Annotated in this window: 20 protein-coding genes and 2 riboswitches; of the genes, 17 read left to right on the top strand and 3 right to left on the bottom strand. The window is 51.2% G+C overall.

Translation table 11 applies throughout. From position 1 onward, the window contains the following. Nucleotides 1-328 precede the first annotated feature (328 nt). From guaA to AC506A_RS25995, 6 genes are all read left to right on the top strand, one after another. Nucleotides 329-1,867, top strand: coding sequence for a glutamine-hydrolyzing GMP synthase (gene guaA, locus AC506A_RS25970; RefSeq protein ID WP_495463898.1), 1,539 nt, complete (start codon nt 329-331; stop codon nt 1,865-1,867). A 180-nt stretch (nt 1,868-2,047) separates the two neighbouring features. Next, the gene (locus AC506A_RS25975) at nt 2,048-3,109 is read left to right on the top strand and encodes a peptidylprolyl isomerase (RefSeq protein ID WP_495463899.1); all 1,062 of its coding nucleotides are present in this window, start codon (nt 2,048-2,050) and stop codon (nt 3,107-3,109) included. A gap of 205 nt (nt 3,110-3,314) precedes the next feature. Continuing rightward, a complete protein-coding gene (locus AC506A_RS25980; protein ID WP_495463900.1) occupies nt 3,315-3,929 on the top strand; it encodes a hypothetical protein in 615 nt (204 codons plus the stop codon). A gap of 87 nt (nt 3,930-4,016) precedes the next feature. Continuing rightward, the gene (locus AC506A_RS25985; protein ID WP_495463901.1) at nt 4,017-4,160 is read left to right on the top strand and encodes a hypothetical protein; all 144 of its coding nucleotides are present in this window, start codon (nt 4,017-4,019) and stop codon (nt 4,158-4,160) included. Between the two features lie 35 nt (nt 4,161-4,195). Next, entirely contained in the window at nt 4,196-4,372 is a 177-nt protein-coding gene (locus AC506A_RS25990) for a hypothetical protein (RefSeq protein ID WP_495463902.1), read from the top strand. 141 nt (nt 4,373-4,513) lie between these two features. Next, nucleotides 4,514-4,613: riboswitch (purine riboswitch) on the top strand. 134 nt (nt 4,614-4,747) lie between these two features. Further along, nucleotides 4,748-6,142 carry an NCS2 family permease gene (locus AC506A_RS25995; protein WP_495463903.1) on the top strand — a complete coding sequence of 465 codons (1,395 nt, stop codon included), beginning with the start codon at nt 4,748-4,750 and terminating at the stop codon, nt 6,140-6,142. A gap of 56 nt (nt 6,143-6,198) precedes the next feature. Here the strand turns inward: AC506A_RS25995 and AC506A_RS26000 are convergent, their stop codons facing one another. The 3 genes from AC506A_RS26000 to AC506A_RS26010 all read right to left on the bottom strand — a co-directional run bounded on the left by AC506A_RS26000 (nt 6,199) and on the right by AC506A_RS26010 (nt 8,581). Then, entirely contained in the window at nt 6,199-6,810 is a 612-nt protein-coding gene (locus AC506A_RS26000; RefSeq protein ID WP_495463904.1) for a TetR/AcrR family transcriptional regulator, read from the bottom strand. Nucleotides 6,811-6,883: 73 nt separating this feature from the next. Continuing rightward, on the bottom strand, nt 6,884-7,684 hold the full coding sequence (locus AC506A_RS26005) for a DUF2705 family protein (protein WP_495463905.1): 801 nt from the start codon (nt 7,682-7,684) through the stop codon (nt 6,884-6,886). A 12-nt stretch (nt 7,685-7,696) separates the two neighbouring features. Further along, complete coding sequence (locus tag AC506A_RS26010) at nt 7,697-8,581, bottom strand: ABC transporter ATP-binding protein (RefSeq protein ID WP_495463906.1); 885 nt, start codon at nt 8,579-8,581, stop codon at nt 7,697-7,699. 369 nt (nt 8,582-8,950) lie between these two features. Beyond that, nucleotides 8,951-9,051, top strand: a riboswitch (purine riboswitch). A 206-nt stretch (nt 9,052-9,257) separates the two neighbouring features. On the opposite strand from AC506A_RS26010, the gene purE reads away from it, so the two are divergent. The 11 genes from purE to purH all read left to right on the top strand — a co-directional run bounded on the left by purE (nt 9,258) and on the right by purH (nt 21,948). After that, nucleotides 9,258-9,743 carry a 5-(carboxyamino)imidazole ribonucleotide mutase gene (gene purE / locus AC506A_RS26015; RefSeq protein WP_495463907.1) on the top strand — a complete coding sequence of 162 codons (486 nt, stop codon included), beginning with the start codon at nt 9,258-9,260 and terminating at the stop codon, nt 9,741-9,743. Next, entirely contained in the window at nt 9,740-10,912 is a 1,173-nt protein-coding gene (gene purK, locus AC506A_RS26020; protein ID WP_495463908.1) for a 5-(carboxyamino)imidazole ribonucleotide synthase, read from the top strand. The genes purE and purK overlap by 4 nt, the downstream gene beginning before the upstream one ends. Before the next feature lie 6 nt (nt 10,913-10,918). Further along, a complete protein-coding gene (gene purB / locus AC506A_RS26025; protein WP_495463909.1) occupies nt 10,919-12,214 on the top strand; it encodes an adenylosuccinate lyase in 1,296 nt (431 codons plus the stop codon). Between the two features lie 181 nt (nt 12,215-12,395). Then, nucleotides 12,396-13,286, top strand: coding sequence for a phosphoribosylaminoimidazolesuccinocarboxamide synthase (locus AC506A_RS26030; protein ID WP_495463910.1), 891 nt, complete (start codon nt 12,396-12,398; stop codon nt 13,284-13,286). 342 nt (nt 13,287-13,628) lie between these two features. Then, a complete protein-coding gene (gene purS / locus AC506A_RS26035) occupies nt 13,629-13,871 on the top strand; it encodes a phosphoribosylformylglycinamidine synthase subunit PurS (protein WP_494821099.1) in 243 nt (80 codons plus the stop codon). Nucleotides 13,872-13,874: 3 nt separating this feature from the next. Next, the gene (gene purQ / locus AC506A_RS26040) at nt 13,875-14,570 is read left to right on the top strand and encodes a phosphoribosylformylglycinamidine synthase subunit PurQ (protein ID WP_495463911.1); all 696 of its coding nucleotides are present in this window, start codon (nt 13,875-13,877) and stop codon (nt 14,568-14,570) included. Next, nucleotides 14,548-16,791: a phosphoribosylformylglycinamidine synthase subunit PurL gene (gene purL, locus AC506A_RS26045; protein WP_495463912.1), complete on the top strand. Its 2,244-nt coding sequence runs from the start codon at nt 14,548-14,550 to the stop codon at nt 16,789-16,791. Before purQ ends, purL begins: the two co-directional genes overlap by 23 nt. Next, complete coding sequence (gene purF, locus AC506A_RS26050; protein ID WP_495463913.1) at nt 16,776-18,254, top strand: amidophosphoribosyltransferase; 1,479 nt, start codon at nt 16,776-16,778, stop codon at nt 18,252-18,254. Before purL ends, purF begins: the two co-directional genes overlap by 16 nt. 249 nt (nt 18,255-18,503) lie before the next feature. After that, the gene (purM, locus tag AC506A_RS26055; RefSeq protein WP_495463914.1) at nt 18,504-19,547 is read left to right on the top strand and encodes a phosphoribosylformylglycinamidine cyclo-ligase; all 1,044 of its coding nucleotides are present in this window, start codon (nt 18,504-18,506) and stop codon (nt 19,545-19,547) included. Beyond that, on the top strand, nt 19,547-20,161 hold the full coding sequence (purN, locus tag AC506A_RS26060; protein WP_495463915.1) for a phosphoribosylglycinamide formyltransferase: 615 nt from the start codon (nt 19,547-19,549) through the stop codon (nt 20,159-20,161). The genes purM and purN overlap by 1 nt, the downstream gene beginning before the upstream one ends. A gap of 239 nt (nt 20,162-20,400) precedes the next feature. Next, the gene (gene purH, locus AC506A_RS26065; RefSeq protein ID WP_495463916.1) at nt 20,401-21,948 is read left to right on the top strand and encodes a bifunctional phosphoribosylaminoimidazolecarboxamide formyltransferase/IMP cyclohydrolase; all 1,548 of its coding nucleotides are present in this window, start codon (nt 20,401-20,403) and stop codon (nt 21,946-21,948) included. Nucleotides 21,949-21,950 lie beyond the last annotated feature (2 nt).

The raw sequence follows: 21,950 nt of genomic DNA on the forward strand, positions 1-21,950 counted from the left end.
TATTTCGCGATTAAGGCATGATTTCCGCCCGTAAAAGCACAAATAAGGTCTCTGGTAACCGTTAGAGAAAATAAAAAGCAAAATAAGACCAAATAAGCGCTGTGGCATCCGTTAGAACACAGCCCTTCCGCCCTGGCAGGGGGATTGTATCTATTGCATCGGGATTCGCCAGGCCGCTGGAAACGCGGCAAGTGAGCGGAAGATACGCGCCACCCGCGTGACGGCCCAGCTGTTCACCATATCCACATCGCATTGCCCCCATTCGCCTTGACTGTCACTTAGCGCCTATATATAATTGACACAATGATTTGAGGGAGGCTTTAAAAAAGTGGACAAGCCAAATGAAATGATCGTCGTCCTCGATTTCGGCGGACAGTACAACCAGTTAATTGCAAGACGTATCCGGGATTTGGGTGTATACAGCGAATTGCTGCCATACAATACTTCGGTGGAACGGATCCGCGAGCTGCAGCCGAAAGGCATCGTGTTCTCGGGAGGACCCGCAAGTGTGTATGAAGAGAAATCGCCGCTTGTAGATCCTGCGATTTATGATCTGGGTTTGCCGATCTTCGGTATTTGCTACGGCATGCAGCTCATCGCGCACCAGCTCGACGGTAAAGTTGAGCGTGCAGGCAAGCGCGAATACGGTAAAGCTGACGTGGAATTCATCGCGGGCAGCGAGCTTGTGAAAGATCTAGACAACAGCCAAACGGTGTGGATGAGCCACGGCGACCATGTTGTGGAATTGCCGACAGGCTTCCGCGTAGATGCGAGCACGGACCATGCGCCGATCGCGGCGATGAGCCATCCGGAGCGCAAAGTATTCGCGGTTCAGTTCCACCCGGAAGTACGTCACTCCGTACAAGGGAACGAAATGATTCGCAACTTCCTTTATAACGTGTGCGGCTGCGAAGGCAACTGGAGCATGAGCACGTTTATTGACGACACAATCCGCGATATCCGTGCACAAGTAGGCAGCGGCAAAGTGCTTTGCGCATTGTCCGGCGGCGTAGATTCCTCTGTTGTAGCGATTCTGCTGCACAAAGCAATCGGCGACCAGCTGACTTGCATGTTCATCGACCACGGCTTGCTGCGTAAAGACGAAGCAGAAGGCGTTATGGAAACGTTCGTAGGCAAATTCGATATGAAGGTTGTCAAAATCGATGCCAAAGAGCGCTTCATGGGCAAGCTGAAAGGCGTCGACGATCCGGAGCAGAAGCGTAAAATCATCGGCAACGAGTTCATTTACGTGTTCCAAGAGGAATCTGCGAAATTCGACGATTTCGAATTCTTGGCACAAGGCACGCTGTATACTGATATCGTTGAGAGCGGTACAGCTACAGCACAAACCATCAAATCGCACCATAATGTCGGCGGTTTGCCGGAAGATATTAAATTTAAGCTCGTTGAACCGCTTAAGACGTTGTTCAAGGATGAGGTTCGTAAAGTCGGCGAAGAATGCGGTCTGCCTGAAGCGATCGTATGGCGTCAGCCGTTCCCAGGTCCGGGTCTTGCAATCCGCGTGCTTGGCGAAGTAACGGAAGACAAGCTGACAATCGTCCGCGAATCCGATGCGATTCTGCGTGATGAGATTGCCAAAGCCGGCTTGGATCGTGAAATTTGGCAGTACTTCACAGCATTGCCGAACATGAAGAGCGTTGGCGTTATGGGTGATGCTCGTACGTATTCGTACACGGTTGGTATCCGTGCAGTTACTTCCATCGACGGTATGACTGCAGACTGGGCTCGTATTCCGTGGGACGTTCTGGAGAAAATCTCGGTTCGTATCGTCAACGAAGTCGACAACGTAAACCGTATCGTTTACGACGTTACTTCGAAGCCGCCAGCAACAATCGAGTGGGAATAGATTCAGCTTAGCTACCAAAACTCCCTTCTATTTGCGTTATTTTGCAAATAGAAGGGAGTTTTTTATGACCATTTTAAAGATTGGATCAAAATGGTTTATGTATTCAAAGTAATGAGATAGAATCCTAGTATGAATTTCGTTATTAGCCATTATAAATGATTCCATCGGGAGGTTTATTTTGTGATTAAAAGTAAAGTTGGCGTAATCGCACTGGTCGTAGTCGGTATGACATTAGCGGCAGGTGCAGGAGCGTACGCTGCAACGAAGCTGACCTTGATTGTAAATGGTAAGAAATCAACTGTAGAACCGGTATCCATTAAAGGCGTTACTTACGTCCCTATCCGCTCCGCCGCTGAGATGCTCGGTGCAACTGTCAACTACAACGCCTCAACGAATTCAGTCATTATTGCCGGCAAGCCCGATAAGTCTCCATTAGGCGATGGCGGTAATGCGATGGTCGGCTCCGTTAATGGCGTAGCCATTACCAAGAACAAACTTTACGAGACGATGGCTGCAGTTGGCGGTAAGCAAACATTGGACAACCTGATTCAAGAAGAGCTATTCATTCAAGAGGCGAAGAAACAAGGTATCGTAATCAGTGATAAAGATGTGGATGCGGAAATCGCGAATATCAAGAAGCGCTTCCCGTCTGAATCGGATTTTCAAACGGCGCTGCAGCAAGCGGGCATGACGCTGGAAGATTTGAAGAAGCAAACGCCGATGCAGCTTCGCATTCGCAAGCTCGTAGAGAAACGCGTGAATGTGACGGACGAACAAGTGAAACAATATTTTGAGGCCAATAAGGCTGAGTTTGATCAGCCTGAGGAAGTGAAAGCATCGCATATTCTGGTCGCAACGAAAGCGGAAGCTGACGAAATTATGAAGCAGCTGAAAGCAGGCGCGGATTTTGCGAAGCTGGCGAAAGAGAAATCAACTGACACAGGCAGTGGAAGCGCTGGCGGGGATCTTGGTTTCTTCAGCAGGGGGGCAATGGTCCCTGAGTTCGAGGAAGCGGCGTTCTCGCTTAAGGTTGGCGAGCTGGGCGGGCCGGTACAGTCGGAGTATGGTTACCATATCATCAAAGTAACAGACCGTAAGGCAGCGAAGGCAGCTTCGTTCGAAGAGAAGAAAGCTGAAATCCGGGAACAGCTCGTTAGCCAGCAGGTTAACGAACTTTCCCCTGCATTGCTGGAAGAACTAAAGTCCAAGGCACAAATAACGAATACGCTTCAAGGTAAGTAATTGAGCCAAAGAACACGGTCGAAATCGTACAAATACTCTCTTTTATTTGCGTAATCCAGCATATAAAAGGGAGTTTTTTTTATAACACGGCATTAGACTGAGTTATGTTCCTTTCTGTAAGAATAGGTATAATTTAGAAATTTAGTGTGATACAGTTGAACGGAACGTTTCGATTACGACTAATGTAAAGGGGTTGTCTGCTACCATGATTCCCAGGTCTGAAGTGGTAAGAGAAGATGTCAGAAAATCAAACAAATCGTACTATTCCTTGCGAGACAAGGCCATTCATTATTATCAAATCCCCCAGATGCAGTACTTAATTGCTTCGGGATCCGGTGATCGGGATATTTACAGGATGTATGATTATAAAGAAGTTTGGACAATAGGTCGGTTCATCAATCGAGTCAAGTATCACACGGTGCGGGAGCTGGGGAAAAATTTCAGTAGAATGCCGATCGAAATGGCGTGGGAAACAGATCGTGAAGAGGGAACGGAATTTACAACCATGATGTGGGTTCCGGATTATATCAGCTGCGATTTATTTGACGTCACCATCCATGAGCTGAAGAATAGGCTTGATCGTTTCGACTTCGATCTTTCCCTGACGGCGGCCCCTAAGCGCTATTGTGCACAATTATTACATACAGGAAGCTATGATCATATCGAATCTTCGATACAAGCATTAGTGGATGGAGTCGCTGAAGAAGGGCATCAAGTAAAGGGAAGAACCCAAGAGATTTTTATGAATCACCCTCATTGCAATCCCCCGGAGAAGCTTAACATTCTTCTCAGACAAGAGCTCTATGTAACGGAGGGATAAAATTTTGGCCCCCAAGGCAGGAGCCTACGCGGCTAATGCCCGCAGCGCATAGGCTACTATCAGTTAACGAAACAAGGGGTAATCCAAATGGCGAGAGCAACAACGACCAACATTGATGTGAACGAATTATCTGCTGATGACCTTGCTTTGGTAGCGGCGATCATTCTGGTTGTCGGGGATCTGGTCGGGTTGCTTGCAGTGCTGAAAGCCAGAACAGAGAAAGAAGACTAATAAGGGTCATCTCTGACAGAAGGAGGGTTACGCGAATGTCGGAGGATAAGAAAATTACGGCTGACGATCTTGCGAAAATTTCCTCTTCACTTGGCATCCTCGGATATAGTTTGGGGCTGCTTGCACTCGAGAAAGCCGAATCGGAGAAACGAACTAAAGAGAAAGAGAAGATGTCGGCAGCGATCAAGCAGTTGATGAAACGATTTCATTAACATCGTAGTGGACGAGCAGAAGCTGCGATAATGCTCTCAAATAGGCGATTTTCCACTTAATAAGGACATTTTCCTAATTTGCAAACGTTTCCCATTGACAGGCTCAGGATTTCCTCGCTAAAATGTTCACAGATCAATACAAACAGAAACAGCATATCTTTTCGTATAATCTCAAGAATCGGCTTGAGAGTCTCTACGAGGTCACCGTAATGACCTGTCTACGAGAAGCAAGACAGAAGTAAGGCGCTGATGGGTCATGTCGCGCCTTCTTGTCTTGTTTTGCGTGGAACCTAGGGAGAAATGCCGACAACATCGGCATTTTTTTTCTGGGTTCTTGTTTGTTCTGAAACATTTTTTGGGGAGGGTTTTTGAAAAATGGGTAGTTTCTTTCGTTTGAAGGAACACGGAACAAATGTAAGGACAGAGATTATGGCGGGCCTTACGACTTTCATGACGATGGCTTACATTTTGGCCGTCAATCCGGGTATTCTCGGAACAGCAGGACTTGACGGGTATTCGGTATTTTTGGCAACAGCGTTAGCGGGTGGTATTTTCACGATTGCGATGGGCTTGTTTGCCAACTTCCCGGTTGCGCTCGCGCCAGGTATGGGTCTTAACGCATACTTCGCGGCAACAGTGCTTGCTTCCAAAGCAACAGACACCCCGATTTCGCCTTCGATGGCACTGACAGCTGTATTTATTTCCGGTATTGTGTTCTTCATCCTGACGATTACGCAAGTTCGTCAATTGCTAATCGTAGCTATTCCTGACAGCTTGAAGCATTCCATTACAGTGGGTATCGGTCTTTTCATCACGATCATCGGTTTGAAGAACAGCGGTATCATGACGGTGGGTGTTGAGAATACAGTTACGGATATTCCGAAAGGCGTATTCACAGATGTAATGGGTTTTGAGTCCGTATTCCACATGGGCAGCCTGGAGAGCTCCAGCGTGTACTTGACGCTGATCGGCGTATTGCTGATTGCGGTTCTGATGGTGCTTCGTGTACCAGGCGCGATTCTGTTCGGTATTCTTGGCGTGACGCTCATCGCGATTCTAACTGGCGACGTTAACGTATCGGAAGGCCTGAAAGGTCAATCGTGGAGCCCTGATTTCAGCAAAGGCAACTTCTGGGACTTTGACTTCAAAGGTGTTATGGACACCGGCTTGATCTCCATCATCGCAACCTTCACATTCGTTGAATTGTTTGATACATTCGGAACGCTTGTTGGTACAGCGAACCGTGCAGGTTATATGAAAGACCCTGAGAAGGGCAAGAAGCTTGTCGGTAAAGCGATGCTGGTTGACGCAGTTGGTGTAAGCGGCGGCGCAATGCTGGGTACCAGTACAGTAACGGCTTTCGTTGAAAGCTCTGCGGGTATCGCGCAAGGCGGACGTACAGGCCTTACAGCCGTAACGACTGGTGTTGCCTTCTTGGCAGCGTTGTTCCTGTGGCCGCTCATCTCGTTGATTCCGGGCTCTGCAACAGCAGCAGCACTGATCATCGTAGGTGTACTGATGGTCCAATCGATCAAAGAAATTGACTTCCAAGACATGGTTTACGCGATCCCATCGTTCCTGACGATTGCAATGATGCCTTTCACGTACAACATCGCGAACGGTATTTCCTTCGGTATCGTGTCGTATGTGGTACTTGCTACAACAGCTAATCTTGCCGGCAAAAAAGGCGGCTACAAAGTGCACTGGCTCATGTGGGTGCTTGCGATTCTCATCGTCGCACGTTACGCGTTTATCGGAAGCCAAGGCTAATAGAGATAGAACAAGAGGACGGCGCTCAATGAGCGCTGTCCTCTTGTTTATGCTGTCTATGTAGGCTGCCTATAGACGCCGTATTTAATCAAATCGATAAACGTATCGATTTCTTGGATCAGCTTCTTCTCGATCATGACGGGAGCGAGGGAGTGTGTCTTATGAAGCTGCAGATATTTGTTCGACAGTGCATTTAAGACGAAGGTGACATGGTTGAAAACCGTATCGGCGTCAAGTCCCTCCCGCAGTGGAGCGGCTTCGAGTAACTCGGCCTTATAGATGCTCTTCAGCATCGCCGGGGTCGTGAATGTCTTCTGATAGTCGGCGATCAGCATCTCGATTTCAGCTTCCACCGCCTTCGGAGGATGGCTGATCACGCGCTGCACCAGCTCAGTCTCATGAAAATATTGCAGTGTTACGCGCTGCTTCGCCAGCACAATCTCCTTGATATGCTCGAAGAAATCGGTCGAGCCGATCGCTTCCACCGAAGTAACCGTCTGCTCCACAAGCACGTCCATCGCATGCTGGACGACGGCGAGATAGAGGTTCTTTTTGCTTTTGAAATAATGAAACAGGATGCCTTTGGAAATACCGGCTCTCGCCGTGATGGTATCCGTGGAGGTAGTTGTGTAGCCGTTCTTGGCAAACTCCTCGATACAAATTGTCATGATGAGCTCCTGTTTCTCTTCAGGAAGCTTCGCGAATGCGGGATACACAGCCTACACCTCAGTTCCTCGTCAGCTAAACGGTGATGTCTTTTCTACTATAATACCAGTTAGCGGACAGCGCGCAACAGACGATAACGACGGCCATAATGGTGATGTACAGGGGATCGAAATACCGGTCTGAGATGATGGCTGCTGCTTCGGCATACTTAAAGGGACTGATATATTTGAACCAAGTGAAGTGCTCGGAGACGCCTGAAATGATGCTGAAGAAATAAGTGATGAACACCAGTCCGAGCGACAGGGACACGACGGATCGGGTTCTTTTCAATATCGTCGAGAACAAGAACGAGATGCTTGCGAAAGTTAGATGCATCATCAGAACGGCTGATTCCAGCAGGAAGAAGGTGGACAGTGATACTTCATTATCGTCGTTCGAGAATTGAAAGCCAATCAGACTGGCAGCCACAATGACAACATTGAAGAGCAGTACGTTGATAACAACGGCAGCAAGCTTCTGCGAGATGATCTGCGTGCGCGTAATGGGTCTTGAGAGCAGAAACTCGATCGTCTTCTCGTGCTGTTCCTTCGCTACAATATTAGAAGCCAATAACGATGCGAAAATACTCCCGAGCAAGGTCGTCATCAAATGAATCTCGATACCATAAAATCCGAGCAAGGAGCTCATGTTCAGCCGATCCATGCCAAAGGCTTTCTTCATCCCCTCGGGCAGCGAGCTCATCATATCGTCGAGTCCTTCCTGTGACTTCGCGAATTCCGGGTAGATGCTTAAATATAAGAGGATGATACCGGCCATAATAATACTCCAAATGATCAATCCCCGAAGATTCCGTTTGAATTCTCTTCTGAGAAGCATAGTGCGGCCTCCTTATTCTTTCTCGTAGTAATGAATGAATACTTCCTCAAGCGAAGGCTCTTCGATCAGAATATCCGTGAAGGCGCAATTCGCCAATCCCTGAATAAGTGCTTTCATATCGCCGCCATACAGCAGCTTCACATGGGAGCCGGTTGTTTCTTGCTTTAGAATGCCGCTTAGCTGCGGGAGGCCAATGGCTTCGGGACGGCTTGCCGTCAGGGTGATATTCTTCAAGTTGTTCTTCAGCAGCTGTTCGACGGATTCCACTTTAATAAGCGAACCCTCTTTAATAATGGCGACTCGGTCGCACATTTTCTGCACCTCGCTCAGAATGTGGGAGGAGAAGAAGATGGTTGTGCCATTCTTGCGCTCTTCTGTGAGCAGTTCGAAGAACGTGTTCTGCATGAGTGGATCGAGGCCGCCGGTCGGTTCATCCAGTATGAGCAGCTTCGGCCTGTGCAGCAGCGCTTGAACGATGCCGACCTTCTTGCGGTTGCCGAAGGAGAGGTCCTCGATTTTGCGGGAGAGATCAAGGTCGAGGCGTGCGGCCAGCTCTGTGATTCGTTTGGAATCCGTTTGGCCATAGAAAGCCGCGGAGTACTTGAGCAGATCCATAACCTTCATATCATCGTAATAAAATACTTCTGAAGGCAGATAACCGACTTGGCGGCGGATAGCCTGGGCATCCTTCACAATGTCCATACCTAGAATCGAAGCGCTGCCCGAGGTAGGAAAGACGAAATTGAGCAGCGTTCGGATTGCGGTACTCTTGCCGGCGCCGTTAGGCCCGATGAATCCGAACACCTCACCTTCCCCGATGGCGAAGGATACTTCTGATATGCCGCGGCTCTTGCCGTAAGCTTTCGTCAGCTGACGAAGTTCGACGATTGGTTTCACGCTTGGAGCCTCCTATCGTTTAGAGGGTTAACAATCTACGTTGACTGATAAGTCAATGTGATTGTAATCCTGCATTGACTTATGAGTCAATATTTTTTTTTATGCGTTTGAGGTGGAGAGTCCGTCGCTTAAATCGACTCGAATGAGGTGCGTATTTTGTCGGTTTTTGTAGTCAGGCGGAATTGGTGCGCGGCGTCACTAATGGTCCGAATAACCAACAAGATCACAGATTGTTCAAAATAATTCGTGAAAATTGAGAAAACTAGGCAAAACACGAACTTTATACTGATTATTTGAATTTAATGTTCGTGTTTTTTCGTTGACATTCTGCGTCAGGATTGATAAACTAGGGATAGCGAAAAACGAATCATATACTTACCATGCAAGACTCGTATATCCTTGGGGATTAGGCCCGAGAGTATCTACCCGAGAACCTTAATTTTCGGACTACGAGCCCATGCAGTTGAAGAACCAGGTTGCCGCCTTGACGGGGCAGCCTGATGTTGTCTATTGCCGTTCCTGTCTACTGGTTAGCAGGCGGCGATAGGGCGCAATCTTCATTGCTGGACTTGTAAGTCCCGAAGCCATCCATGTTGTGGAGCCTGTGCTGAGGGACTTTTTTTGTGGCTTGTCATGTAATCAGATTCCTTCATCAAACAAAGGTGGTTATAAGCAGATGTCAGCAAAAGTCGGCGTCATCATGGGCAGCAAGTCAGACTGGGAGACAATGAAGTTAGCCTGTGACGTTCTGGACGAGTTACAAATTCCCTATGAGAAGAAGGTTGTATCGGCTCACCGGACACCGGATCTTATGTTCCAATACGCAGAAACAGCAGTAGAACGCGGTTTGAAAGTTATTATCGCGGGTGCTGGCGGAGCTGCACATTTGCCCGGCATGGTCGCTGCGAAGACGATCTTGCCGGTTATTGGTGTGCCTGTGAAGTCTTCGAACTTGAACGGACTTGACTCGCTGCTGTCCATCGTACAGATGCCTGGCGGCATTCCGGTTGCGACGGTTGCGATCGGCAACGCCGGCGGCACGAACGCGGGATTGCTTGCTGCGCAGATGCTTGGCGCGTTCGATCCGGAAGTACAAGCCCGCGTGCTTGCGCGCCGCGAACGGATTGAGCAGGAAGTACTCGAAAGCAGTGAGACGTTATGAGCAGCGGTGCGGGTAAAGAAGTGAAAGTGATTTTGCCCGGCTCGACAATCGGTATCCTTGGCGGAGGCCAGCTCGGCCGAATGATGGCGAATGCAGGCAGCGCCATGGGGTATCGTTTCGTGGCACTTGATCCGACGCCGGATGCGCCTACTGGACAAGTTGCAGGTCAGATCGTTGCTGCTTATGACAATCGCGATGCGGCTCGCGAGCTGGCGACGCGATCGGATGTCATCACGTATGAATTCGAGAACGTCGATGCCGGCGTTGCGGCCATGCTGATGGAGGAATCTTACGTGCCGCAAGGCAGCGAGCTGCTCTATACGACGCAGCATCGCCTGCGTGAGAAACGCGCGATTGAAGCGGCAGGCGTGAAGGTGGCGCCTTATGCAGAGGTGCGCAGCGCGGATGAGCTTCGCGAAGCGGTTGGCCGCTTCGGACTGCCTTGCGTGCTGAAGACAGCCATGGGCGGTTATGACGGCAAAGGCCAATGGGTCATCCGCAGCGAAGCTGAAATCGATGAAGCGTTCGAGACGTTGAATCGTGCCGGAACGGAGCTAGTGCTGGAGCAGTTCATTCGCTTCCAGAAGGAGCTTTCGGTCATTGCGGCAAGAAGCCCGCAGGGAGAGATTCGTACGTTCCCGGCAGCGGAGAATATCCACGTCGATAATATCCTGCACCTGTCGATCGTGCCTGCACGAATCGATGAGGAACTTCAGCGGGAAGCGGAGCGCTTGGCTGCTAGGATCGCCGAAGGGCTTGGCGCCGTCGGCTTGATCGCGGTAGAGCTGTTCCTGACCGAAGACGGCGAGCTGTTCGTCAACGAGCTTGCGCCACGTCCGCATAACAGCGGCCATTATACGATGGAGGCTTGCCGGACGTCGCAGTTCGAGCAGCATGTACGCGCCGTATGCGGATTGCCGCTTGGCGATACAGCACTCCTTACGCCGGTTGTTATGGTGAACGTGCTCGGCGAGCATGTCGAACCGCTGCTTGAGTTGATCGCCAAGCAAGATGAGCATGCAGAACGTTTAGGCGTAGCGCCTAAAATTCATTTATATGGGAAACATGAAGCCAAACATAAACGGAAAATGGGTCATGTCAACGTGCTTGCTGCAGATGTCGAGCAGGCGCTGGCGTGGATTTCCGAAACGAACATTTGGAGGGATTAATTCACGATGTTAGAACGTTATAGCAGACCGGAAATGAGAGCGATTTGGACAGAAGAGAACAAATTCAAGGCATGGCTCGAGGTTGAGCTTTGCGCATGCGAGGCTTGGGTAGAGCTTGGCGTTATCCCGCGCGAGGATGTTGAAGCCCTTCGTAAAGGCGCGACTTTCAATATCGACCGCATCAACGAGATCGAGCTGGAAACACGCCATGACGTTATTGCTTTCACGCGTGCGGTTTCCGAAACAGTCGGGCCTGAGCGCAAATGGGTGCATTACGGCCTGACATCTACTGATGTGGTAGATACAGCGATGGGCTATCTACTCCTTCAAGCGAACGCAATCTTGGAGAATGACATCACGAACTTTATTGAAATTTTACGCGGCCAAGCGGTTGCTTATAAAGATACAGCGATGATGGGACGTACGCATGGCGTACACGCGGAGCCGACAACGTTCGGATTGAAGCTTGCCCTCTGGTATGAAGAAATGAAGCGTAACCTGGAGCGTTTCCGCCATGCGGCTGACGGCGTTCAATTCGGCAAAATCTCCGGTGCAGTTGGTACGTACGCGAACATCGATCCTTTTGTAGAAGAATTCACGTGTAAGAAGCTTGGCATTACGCCTGCTCCGATCTCGACGCAAACGCTGCAGCGTGACCGTCATGCCGAGTACATCGGCGCTTTGGCACTGATCGCGACATCCCTTGATAAATTCGCTACGGAAATCCGCGCTCTGCAGAAGAGTGAGTTCCGTGAAGTGGAAGAGCCATTCGCCAAAGGTCAAAAGGGTTCATCCGCAATGCCGCACAAACGCAACCCGATCGGCTGCGAGAACATCTCCGGTCTGTCCCGTGTTATCCGCGGCCATATGCTGACAGCGTACGAGAATGTAGTGCTGTGGCATGAGCGCGATATCAGCCATTCGTCGGCTGAGCGCGTGATCTTGCCGGATTCCACGATGCTGCTCAACTACATGTTGAACCGTCTGGGCAACATCATCAAGAACCTGCAAGTGTTCCCTGAGAACATGAAACGCAATATGCAGCGTACGTTCGGCGTACCGTTCTCCGGCCGCGTCATGACGAAGCTGATCGATAAAGGCATGAGCCGCGAGCAAGCCTACGACACTGTACAGCCGCGCGCGATGCAAGCATGGGAAGAGCAGCGCCAATTCCGCGACATCATTGAGTCGACACCGGAAATTACGGCTCATCTGAGCGCGGATGAAATCGCTGATGCGTTTAATCCGGCTTGGCATTTGAAGCACGTGGATACAATTTTCAGACGGCTTGAGTTGATCTAAGGGCATGACTGCGCATGCATGAACGTCCTACGATCGCTGTTGTACTTTGAATTTCTTTGAACTGTAGGAGATTAGAGGTGGAAATTCAAGTACAAAGGCGAACGCTAACGCTTCTTCGGACTGTTCATGCCTGCTCCGTCACTACTTAACAAACAACAACAAGCCAAAAGGAGAGAGAGAAATGACACAAGCGTTGTCCACGGCTGTGGATTATGTCAAAGCGCCGCTGCTTTATAAGGGCAAGGTTCGCGAGCTTTATGATCTTGGTGAGCACTATTTGATCGTCGTGACGGACCGCATCAGCGCGTTTGACTATGTGCTGGACCCGGCCGTGCCGGAGAAAGGCAATGTGTTGAACCGCTTGTCGGCTTTCTGGTTTGATCAAACGGCTGAGATGATGCCGAATCATATTGTTCACACGGACGTGTACAAGCTTGGCGATCTCGTAACGGAGCCGGAACTGTTGAAGAATCGCATCATGGTTTCCAAGAAAGCGGAGCGCATCGATATCGAATGTGTCGTTCGCGGCTATATCACTGGCGGCGGTTGGAGACAATATGTGAAAACATCGGCAATTAACGGCATCGAGCTGCCGGAAGGTCTGCGCAAGAACGAGCGTTTTGCAGCGCCGCTGTTCACGCCTGCTGCGAAGAACGACGTTGGCCATGACGAGGACATCCCGTTCGAGCGGATGCAAGAGATGGTCGGCGCCGAGCTTGCGGAAGAACTTCGCGATAAGAGCATCGCCTTGTACGAATATGCGCGAGGCTTCTGCGAAGAGCGCGGCATCATTCTGGCAGATTGCAAGTTCGAGTTCGGCCTTATAGATGGTAAAGTCATTCTCATCGATGAAATCTTTACCCCGGATTCCTCCCGTTTCTGGGCTCAAGACAACTATGCCTTCGACATCGAGATCGACAGCATGGACAAAGAACCGGTACGCACGTACTTGCTCGGCTCCGACTGGGATCGAGACAGCAAACCGGCTCCACTTCCGCAATCCGTCGTAGACGAAACAACCAACCGCTACCTAGCGATCTACAAAGCGCTGACAGGCGAAGCATTGGTATAGCACTTGCAGCGTAGGCTGCAATGCATTCAAAAAACCCGCGGGCCAAGCACAGATGGCTCGCACCACATAAATCAGGCGACGCAAGCGGTGGCGGATAGCCCCGCGAAGCGAGCCCAGGATGCTCAAAGAGCATCCTGTAAAAAGTGTTTTACCAGGATGGGCGAAGCAAATAAGTGGTATGTCGAGCCGTAGAGCGCTAGCGCTCGCCTTTGAACTTGGGAAACATCCGCTAGGATATTGTTCAAGTTTCCCAAAGTTCAACAGCGACGAAGGCCGACATATCCGCGTTTTGCGCAGCGCTCCCATCCCCCATCTCACATTTTCCAGGAGGCGACCCCCCAAATGAAGGCTAAAGTTTACGTAACGATCAAACAAAACGTGCTTGACCCGCAAGGCAGCGCCGTACAAGGCGCGCTTCACACAATGGGCTTCGAGGAAGTTGGCAAAGTCCGCATCGGCAAATATTTGGAACTGAACCTAGATACTACGGATCGTGCAGAAGCGGAAGTTCGTCTGAAAGCGATGTGCGAGAAGCTGCTGGCAAACACAGTAGTGGAAGACTACCGTTTTGAATTGGAGGGCTAAACGATGAAGTTTGCGGTTATCGTTTTTCCAGGCTCCAACTGTGATATTGACTGCTTCAAAGCCGTAGAAGATACAATCGGACAGCAAGTCGAATACGTATGGCATACGGCTACGGATCTTTCCGCCTATGATGCGATTCTGGTGCCGGGCGGATTCTCCTACGGAGATTACTTGCGCTGCGGCGCAATTGCTCAATTTGCACCGGTTATGAACGAAGTAGTGAAAGCGGCTGAGGCTGGCAAATTCATTCTCGGCATCTGCAATGGCTTCCAAATCCTTACGGAGGCGGGCTTGCTGCCAGGCGCACTGCTCCGCAACAACGGTATGAAATTCATCTGCCAGCAAACAAAGCTGGAAGTAGTAAACAACGCAACAGCATTTACTAGCCAATACGCACCTGGTGAATTCATCGATATTCCGATCGCGCATGGCGAAGGCAACTACTACTGTGACGACGAAACACTCGCGCAGCTGAAAGCAAACAACCAAATTGTGTTCCGTTATGCGGGTAACACGAACCCGAACGGTTCCATCGAAAATATCGCAGGGATCAGCAATGAGCGCGGCAACGTAGTCGGCATGATGCCGCATCCGGAGCGCGCAGTGGATCAACTGCTTGGCTCGGAAGACGGCAAACGGATGTTTACATCGATTTTGAATGCTTGGAGGGAACAACATGGCGCAGCAGTTAACGGCTAAGGAGCCGACAGCGGAACAAATTGCGGAGCAACGCATTTATACGCAGTTCGGTGTGACGGATCATGAATATGAACTGGTTTGCGGTTTTCTGGGACGCAAGCCGAATTATACGGAAATCGGCGTTTTCAGTGTTATGTGGTCGGAGCATTGCTCCTACAAGAACTCGAAGAAGATTCTGAAGAAGTTCCCGATCACCGGACCAAAAGTATTGATGGGTCCAGGCGAAGGCGCGGGTATCGTGGATATCGGCGACAACCAAGCGGTTGTATTCAAAATCGAATCGCATAACCATCCGTCCGCAGTTGAGCCTTACCAAGGCGCAGCAACAGGCGTAGGCGGCATTATCCGCGACATTTTCTCCATGGGTGCTCGTCCGGTTGCGCTGCTGAACAGCTTGCGTTTCGGTAACCTTGAGAATCCGCGCGTTAAATATCTGTTCGAGCACGTGGTTGGCGGTATCGCAGGCTACGGGAACTGTATCGGTATTCCGACAGTTGCGGGCGAAGTTATGTTCGATGAGAGCTATGAAGGCAACCCGCTTGTTAACGCAATGTGCGTGGGTCTGATCGATCATGATAAAATCCAGCGCGGCGTGGCAAAAGGTGTAGGCAACCCGGTATTCTACGTTGGTCCTGCTACCGGCCGTGACGGTATTCACGGTGCGACATTCGCATCGGTTGAATTGTCCGAAGAGTCCGAAGAGAAACGTACCGCTGTCCAAGTCGGCGATCCATTCATGGAGAAGCTGGTTATGGAAGCAACACTTGAGCTAATCGATTCCGGCATCGTCGTCGGAATTCAAGATATGGGAGCAGCCGGTCTGACTTGCTCCAGTGCCGAAATGGCGTCCAAAGCAGGTAACGGTTTGGAGCTGTACCTCGACGAGGTGCCGCAGCGCGAAGAAGGCATGACTCCTTACGAAATGATGTTGTCCGAGTCGCAAGAGCGTATGCTGTTCGTCGTTGAACCGCAGCATGAAGCGCAAGCGCAGGAAATTTTTGACCGTTGGGGCATTATCTGCGTGAAGGTTGGTAAAGTTACGGATGATGGCCGTCTGCGTCTGTTCCACCAAGGCGAAGAAGTGGCGAATATGCCGGTAACAGCGCTCGTTGACGAGTGCCCGATGTACGACAAGCCTTCCAAAGAGCCTGCTTACTACGCGGCAAATGGATTAATCGACACGACGGCTTATCCGGAAGTAACGGATCTGACGGGTGCGCTTAAGCAAGTATTGGGTTCACCAACGGTTGCGAGCAAAGAGTGGGTTTACAACCAATACGACTACATGGTGCGCACAAGCACTGCCGTTCAACCAGGCTCTGATGCTGCGGTTGTAACGATTCGCGGAACGCGCAAAGCGCTTGCGATGACAACAGACTGCAACGGTCGCTATGTGTACCTTGATCCAGAAGTAGGCGGACGTATCGCAGTAGCAGAAGCAGCGCGTAACATCGTATGTTCCGGTGCTGAGCCGCTTGCGATTACGGATAACCTAAACTTCGGCAGCCCTGAGAAGCCGGAAGTGTTCTGGCAAATCGAGAAAGCGGCAGACGGTATTTCCGAAGCTTGCCGTGCGCTTGATACGCCGGTTATCGGCGGTAACGTCAGCTTGTACAACGAAAATGCGAAAGGCGCGATTTATCCGACACCGGTTATCGGGATGGTTGGACTCGTGCACGACGTTGACCATATTACGACACAAGGCTTTAAGGCAGAAGGCGATGTTATTTTCATAGCCGGCGAAACGAAGCATGAGCTTGGCGGAAGTGAATTGCAATACGTGCTGCAAGGCAAGAGCGAAGGACGTCCTCCGCAAATTGACCTCGCTACAGAGAAGAAGCTGCTTGATGGCGTGCTTGGCGCAATTCGTGAAGGTCTTGTCGCTTCGGCGCATGACTTGTCTGAGGGCGGCCTAGCGGTTGCACTAGCAGAATCGGCAATCAGCGGCAAGCTTGGCGCTGAAGTGGACATTACGACAGACCTGCGTCCAGATGCCGCTTTGTTCAGCGAATCGCAATCCCGTATTCTGCTTTCGTCGAAACCGGAGCAAGCGCAAGCGCTGCAAAAGTACCTGACAGATAAGGGCGTAACAAACGCGGCACTAGGCGTCGTTCGCACAAGCGGACTTGTTGTTACTGTTAATGGCAAACCGGGCATCAACGCACCGGTTGATCAACTGGAGAAGGTTTGGAAGGATGCGATTCCATGTCTGATGAAATAAAACAGCTGCCGAAGCTGTGGACTGGCGATCACTATAACGAAGGCATTGGCCGTGACGATATTTTTGACAAATTGCGTGAAGAGTGCGGGGTATTCGGGGTGTATGGCATCCCGGATGCCTGCTCCCTTGGCTACTACGGGCTGCACGCGCTGCAGCACCGCGGCGAAGAGAGCTCCGGCATGGCCGCAGTGGAATCGACAACCGGCAAGTTTACGTATCACCGGGGCATGGGTCTCGTAAAGGAAGTGTTCGACCAGGCAACGCTGGAAGGCCTTCCGGGCAACTGTGTCATCGGCCATGTGCGGTATTCGACCGCAGGGGAAAGCAAGCTCGCGAATGCGCAGCCGCTTGTCTTCAAATATCGGGACGGCGATCTCGCTGTCGCTACGAACGGAAATATCGTGAACGCGCCTTCGATCCGCAAGGAGCTGGAGAGCCAGGGCTCGATCTTCCAAACGACAAGTGATACGGAAGTTATCGCCCATCTGATCGCACGCTCGAGCAAAGACTTTGTCAGTGCGGCAAAAGATGCGCTGCAGCGGATTATTGGCGGTTTTGCTTTTCTTATTATGACGAATGACAAGCTGCTTGTTGCCTCTGACGGCCATGGTCTTCGTCCACTCGTAATGGGTAAGCTTGACGGCGGTTATGTATTCGCTTCGGAGACATGCGCGCTAGAAACGTGCGGTGCTGAGTATGTACGTGACGTGCAGCCGGGCGAACTGCTTGTGCTGGATAAGAACGGTCTTCGTGAAGATCGTTTCGAGAAGCTGGAGCGCCGCGCGACTTGTGCGATGGAATATATTTATTTTGCAAGACCGGATAGCGATATTAATGGAATCAACCTGCACTCGGCGCGTAAGCGTATGGGGCAGAAGCTGGCGCTCGAAGCTTTCTTCGATGCCGATCTCGTAACAGGCGTACCGGATTCCAGTATCTCGGCAGCCATCGGTTATGCGGAGCAAACGGGCATTCCTTATGAGCTTGGTCTGATCAAGAACAAGTACACGGGCCGTACGTTCATTCAACCATCGCAAGAGCTTCGGGAAAAAGGCGTCAAAATGAAGCTGTCCGCGGTTCGCAAAGTGGTTGAAGGTAAGCGCGTTGTCATGATCGATGACTCGATCGTGCGCGGTACTACGAGCCTTCGCATCGTGAACCTGCTTCGCGAAGCAGGCGCGACTGAGGTTCATGTCTGCATTACTTCACCTCCGTTCAAGAACCCTTGCTACTACGGCATCGACACGCCTGACCGCAAGGAACTGATTGCTTCGCAGAAGACGGTCGAAGAAATTCGTCAGGCGATCAATGCGGATTCGTTATATTTTCTAAGCCATGATGGCTTCATAGAGGCTGTTGGCGGCAACGACGGCGAATACAATCGTGGTATGTGCTTGGCTTGCTTCGATAATGATTATCCGACGCCGGTGGATCCGACTTCGGAGAAAAGCTGCAGCTGCTAGTTTATTCGGTGCTAAAATCGTGACCTGCGGTCGATATGGGTCTCCACTCGCTGTTGTATTCGGATTCCTTGAACAAGTGTTATAAGGTTAGAATCCGAATACAAAGGCTGAATGATTTGCGTGGTCGAAGTTACGCCAATCATTCAGCCTAGGCGACCGCTATCGCTGTTCCGACTCCATATCAACCTCCGTTCACTTTGGCACCAAATAAAACAAGCAGCAAGATTGATAAATTAAGGAGTGACTATCGTGGCAGAAGCTTATAAAGAAGCCGGCGTTGATATCGCGGCTGGTAACGAAGCGGTCGAACGGATGAAGAAACATGTGAAGAAGACGTTCCGTCCGGAAGTATTGACGGATCTTGGCGGCTTCGGCGGACTGTTCGGTCTGAATAAAGACAAGTACGAGGAGCCGGTATTGGTTTCGGGTACGGATGGCGTGGGTACGAAGCTGAAGGTCGCTTTTGCCATGGACAAGCACGATACGATCGGTATTGATGCTGTTGCGATGTGCGTGAACGATATTATCGTCCAAGGCGCGGAGCCGCTGTTTTTCCTTGATTACCTCGCTTGCGGCAAAGTAGAGCCTGCGAAGATCGAAGCGATCGTTAAAGGGATTTCCGACGGCTGTGTGCAGTCCGGCTGCGCTCTGATCGGCGGCGAAACAGCTGAAATGCCTGGTATGTACCAAGGCGACGAATATGATATTGCTGGTTTTACGGTCGGTATCGTAGACAAGAAAAACATCATCGACGGCAAAACAATCGCTCCTGGCGATGTCGTGCTGGGTCTCGCTTCGAGCGGTATTCACAGCAATGGCTTCTCGCTCGTTCGTCGTTTACTGCTTGAGACTGCAGGTTATGGTCTTGGCGATGCACTGCCTGAGTTTGGCGGCAAAACGCTCGGCGAAGTTATCATCGAGCCGACTCGGATTTATGTGAAATCCGTTCTTGAGCTGATCAAACAAGTACAAGTTAAAGGGATGGCCCATATTACAGGCGGCGGATTCATCGAGAATATTCCGCGGGTTCTGCCTGAAGGCGTTAACGTTGAGATTGCATACGGTTCATGGCCGATTCAACCGATCTTCGGGCTGATGCAAGAAAAAGGCTCGATCACGAACCGCGACATGTTCACAACATTCAACATGGGTGTAGGTATGGTCGTTGTCGTTCCAGCTGAACAAGCCGAAGAAGCGCTGCGTATCGCACGCGAGCTTGGCGAGGATGCTTACATCATCGGTAAAGTAACGGAAGGCAGCCGTGTAGTCACCTTTACGGGAGCTGACGTTTAATGGCCGGAATTCGCGTCGCCGTGTTTGCCTCGGGCTTCGGCTCGAACTTTGGGGCGCTGGTGGACGCAGCAAAAAAGCAAAGGCTCGAGGGCGCAAGCCTCGAGCTTCTTGTTTGTGATAAGCCGGAGGCGCCTGTAGTTGCGCGCGCGAGAGAGGCCGGCATTGATGTTTTTGCGTTTCGGCCGAAGGAGTACGCTTCGCGTGAAGCATATGAAACGGAGATTCTGGCTGAGCTGCGGCGACGCGGAATCGAACTGATCGTGCTGGCCGGCTACATGCGGATTCTTACGCCGGTGCTCGTGGAGCCGTTCTTCGGACGGATGATCAACGTGCATCCGTCGCTGCTGCCCGCATTCCCGGGCGTGAACGGCATCGGTCAGGCGCTGGCTTACGGCGTGAAGGTGACGGGAGTCACCGTTCACTTCGTCGACGGTGGACTGGACAGCGGCGCGATTATCGCGCAAAGCACGGTTGAGGTCGCGGACGGCGACACGCTGGAGACGCTGGCGCCGCGGATCCACGCGGCAGAGCAAGCGCTGCTCCCGTGGGTCGTCTCGCGAATCGCCGCCGGGGCGGTTGCGATCGACGGTCGGAACGTGACCGTTAGAGAGTAGCAGGGTTAGTTGAGTAGAAGAGGATCACTTGGTGAGCTACATTGGTGGGAATCGGTGGTTTGAGTAGAAGAGGATCTGCTGGTGAGCTACATGAGACGCAAGAGTGGCACCTAGAGCAACACATGGGCTAGAAAACGACGAATGAAGCGTAAGAGTGGCCCCTAGGGCAACACAGTGGCGGGAATTCGGCGGAGTTAGGCAAGTTAGTAGGAATGAACAAACTTTTAGGAGGTTCTATTTTGACCATTCGCAGAGCACTTATTAGCGTATCGGATAAGACGGGGATTGTGGAGTTTTCGCGGGCGCTTGCTGGCCTTGGCGTGCAAATTATTTCGACGGGCGGAACGGCGAGCCTGCTGGAGAAGGAAGGCGTTCCGGTTATCGGCATCTCCGATGTAACGGGCTTCCCGGAGATTCTGGATGGTCGCGTGAAGACGCTGCATCCTGCAGTGCACAGCGGTCTGCTTGCGGTTCGCGATGATGAAGAGCATCAAAAAGCGATGCAAGAGCTTGGCCTCGACTACATCGATCTCGTTGTCGTGAACCTGTACCCGTTCGCAGCGACGATTGCAAAACCGGATGTATCCTACGAGGATGCGATCGAGAACATCGATATCGGCGGACCGACGATGCTTCGTTCGGCAGCAAAGAACCACGCTTTCGTAACCGTTGTCGTAGATGCGGCAGACTACCAAACCGTGCTCGACGAAGTGAAAGCGCAAGGCGACACTTCGCTTGAGACTCGTAAGAGCCTCGCTGCAAAAGTATTCCGCCACACCGGCGCTTACGATGCGCTCATTTCGGACTACCTCTCGAAACTGCAAGGCAATCCGCTTCCGGAGAGCTACACCGTGACGTACGAGAAAGTGCAGGATCTGCGTTATGGCGAGAACCCGCATCAGAAAGCAGCTTTCTACCGCAAGCCGCTTGCATCGACAGGTAACATCACAACTGCTGAGCAACTGCATGGCAAAGAGCTGTCCTACAACAACATCAACGACGCGAACGCGGCGCTTGCCATCGTGAAAGAATTCAACGAACCGGCCGTCGTAGCGGTTAAACATATGAATCCTTGCGGCGTGGGCATCGGCAGCGACATTCACGAAGCGTATCAGAAAGCATACGCAGCAGATCCGACGTCCATCTTCGGCGGTATTGTAGCGGCTAACCGTACAATCGGCGTTGATACAGCGCAACTGCTGAGCGAAATTTTCCTAGAGATCGTCATTGCACCGGACTTCACGCCTGAGGCGCTTGAAGTGCTGACGAAGAAGAAGAACATCCGTCTGATGAAGCTCGGCGAACTCAAAGCAGCAGGCGAGCGCAAGCCGGAATGGCTCGTAACAAGCGTAGACGGCGGCATGCTCGTGCAAGAAAGCGATGTGCACAGCCTGACGGAAGAAGATATTAAAGTCGTGACTAACCGCAAGCCAACGGATGAAGAGCTGAAGCAGCTGTTGTTCGGTTGGAAAGTTGTGAAGCATGTGAAATCGAACGCGATCCTACTGGCATCGGACGATATGACTGTAGGCGTAGGCGCAGGTCAAATGAACCGTGTCGGCGCAGCACGTATCGCGATCGAGCAAGCTGGCGACAAAGCAAAAGGCGCAGTTCTTGCTTCTGACGCATTCTTCCCAATGGGCGACACGCTGGAACTGGCGGCAAAAGCCGGTATTACAGCAGTAATTCAACCAGGCGGTTCGATCAAGGACGAGGAATCGATCGCAGTAGCCAATGCGCATAACATTGCGATGGTGCTGACAGGCGTTCGTCATTTTAAACACTAGTA

This window comes from Paenibacillus sp. N22P23 (assembly GCF_059383735.1).

Coding starts and splice junctions, on each gene's coding strand:
- AC506A_RS25980 (WP_495463900.1), top strand. CDS start 3,315: ATGATTCCCAGGTCTGAAGTGGTAAGAGAAGATGTCAGAAAATCAAAC.
- AC506A_RS25985 (WP_495463901.1), top strand. CDS start 4,017: ATGGCGAGAGCAACAACGACCAACATTGATGTGAACGAATTATCTGCT.
- AC506A_RS25990 (WP_495463902.1), top strand. CDS start 4,196: ATGTCGGAGGATAAGAAAATTACGGCTGACGATCTTGCGAAAATTTCC.
- AC506A_RS25995 (WP_495463903.1), top strand. CDS start 4,748: ATGGGTAGTTTCTTTCGTTTGAAGGAACACGGAACAAATGTAAGGACA.
- AC506A_RS26000 (WP_495463904.1), bottom strand. CDS start 6,810: ATGACAATTTGTATCGAGGAGTTTGCCAAGAACGGCTACACAACTACC.
- AC506A_RS26005 (WP_495463905.1), bottom strand. CDS start 7,684: ATGCTTCTCAGAAGAGAATTCAAACGGAATCTTCGGGGATTGATCATT.
- purE (WP_495463907.1), top strand. CDS start 9,258: ATGTCAGCAAAAGTCGGCGTCATCATGGGCAGCAAGTCAGACTGGGAG.
- purK (WP_495463908.1), top strand. CDS start 9,740: ATGAGCAGCGGTGCGGGTAAAGAAGTGAAAGTGATTTTGCCCGGCTCG.
- purB (WP_495463909.1), top strand. CDS start 10,919: ATGTTAGAACGTTATAGCAGACCGGAAATGAGAGCGATTTGGACAGAA.
- AC506A_RS26030 (WP_495463910.1), top strand. CDS start 12,396: ATGACACAAGCGTTGTCCACGGCTGTGGATTATGTCAAAGCGCCGCTG.
- purS (WP_494821099.1), top strand. CDS start 13,629: ATGAAGGCTAAAGTTTACGTAACGATCAAACAAAACGTGCTTGACCCG.
- purQ (WP_495463911.1), top strand. CDS start 13,875: ATGAAGTTTGCGGTTATCGTTTTTCCAGGCTCCAACTGTGATATTGAC.
- purL (WP_495463912.1), top strand. CDS start 14,548: ATGGCGCAGCAGTTAACGGCTAAGGAGCCGACAGCGGAACAAATTGCG.
- purF (WP_495463913.1), top strand. CDS start 16,776: ATGTCTGATGAAATAAAACAGCTGCCGAAGCTGTGGACTGGCGATCAC.
- purN (WP_495463915.1), top strand. CDS start 19,547: ATGGCCGGAATTCGCGTCGCCGTGTTTGCCTCGGGCTTCGGCTCGAAC.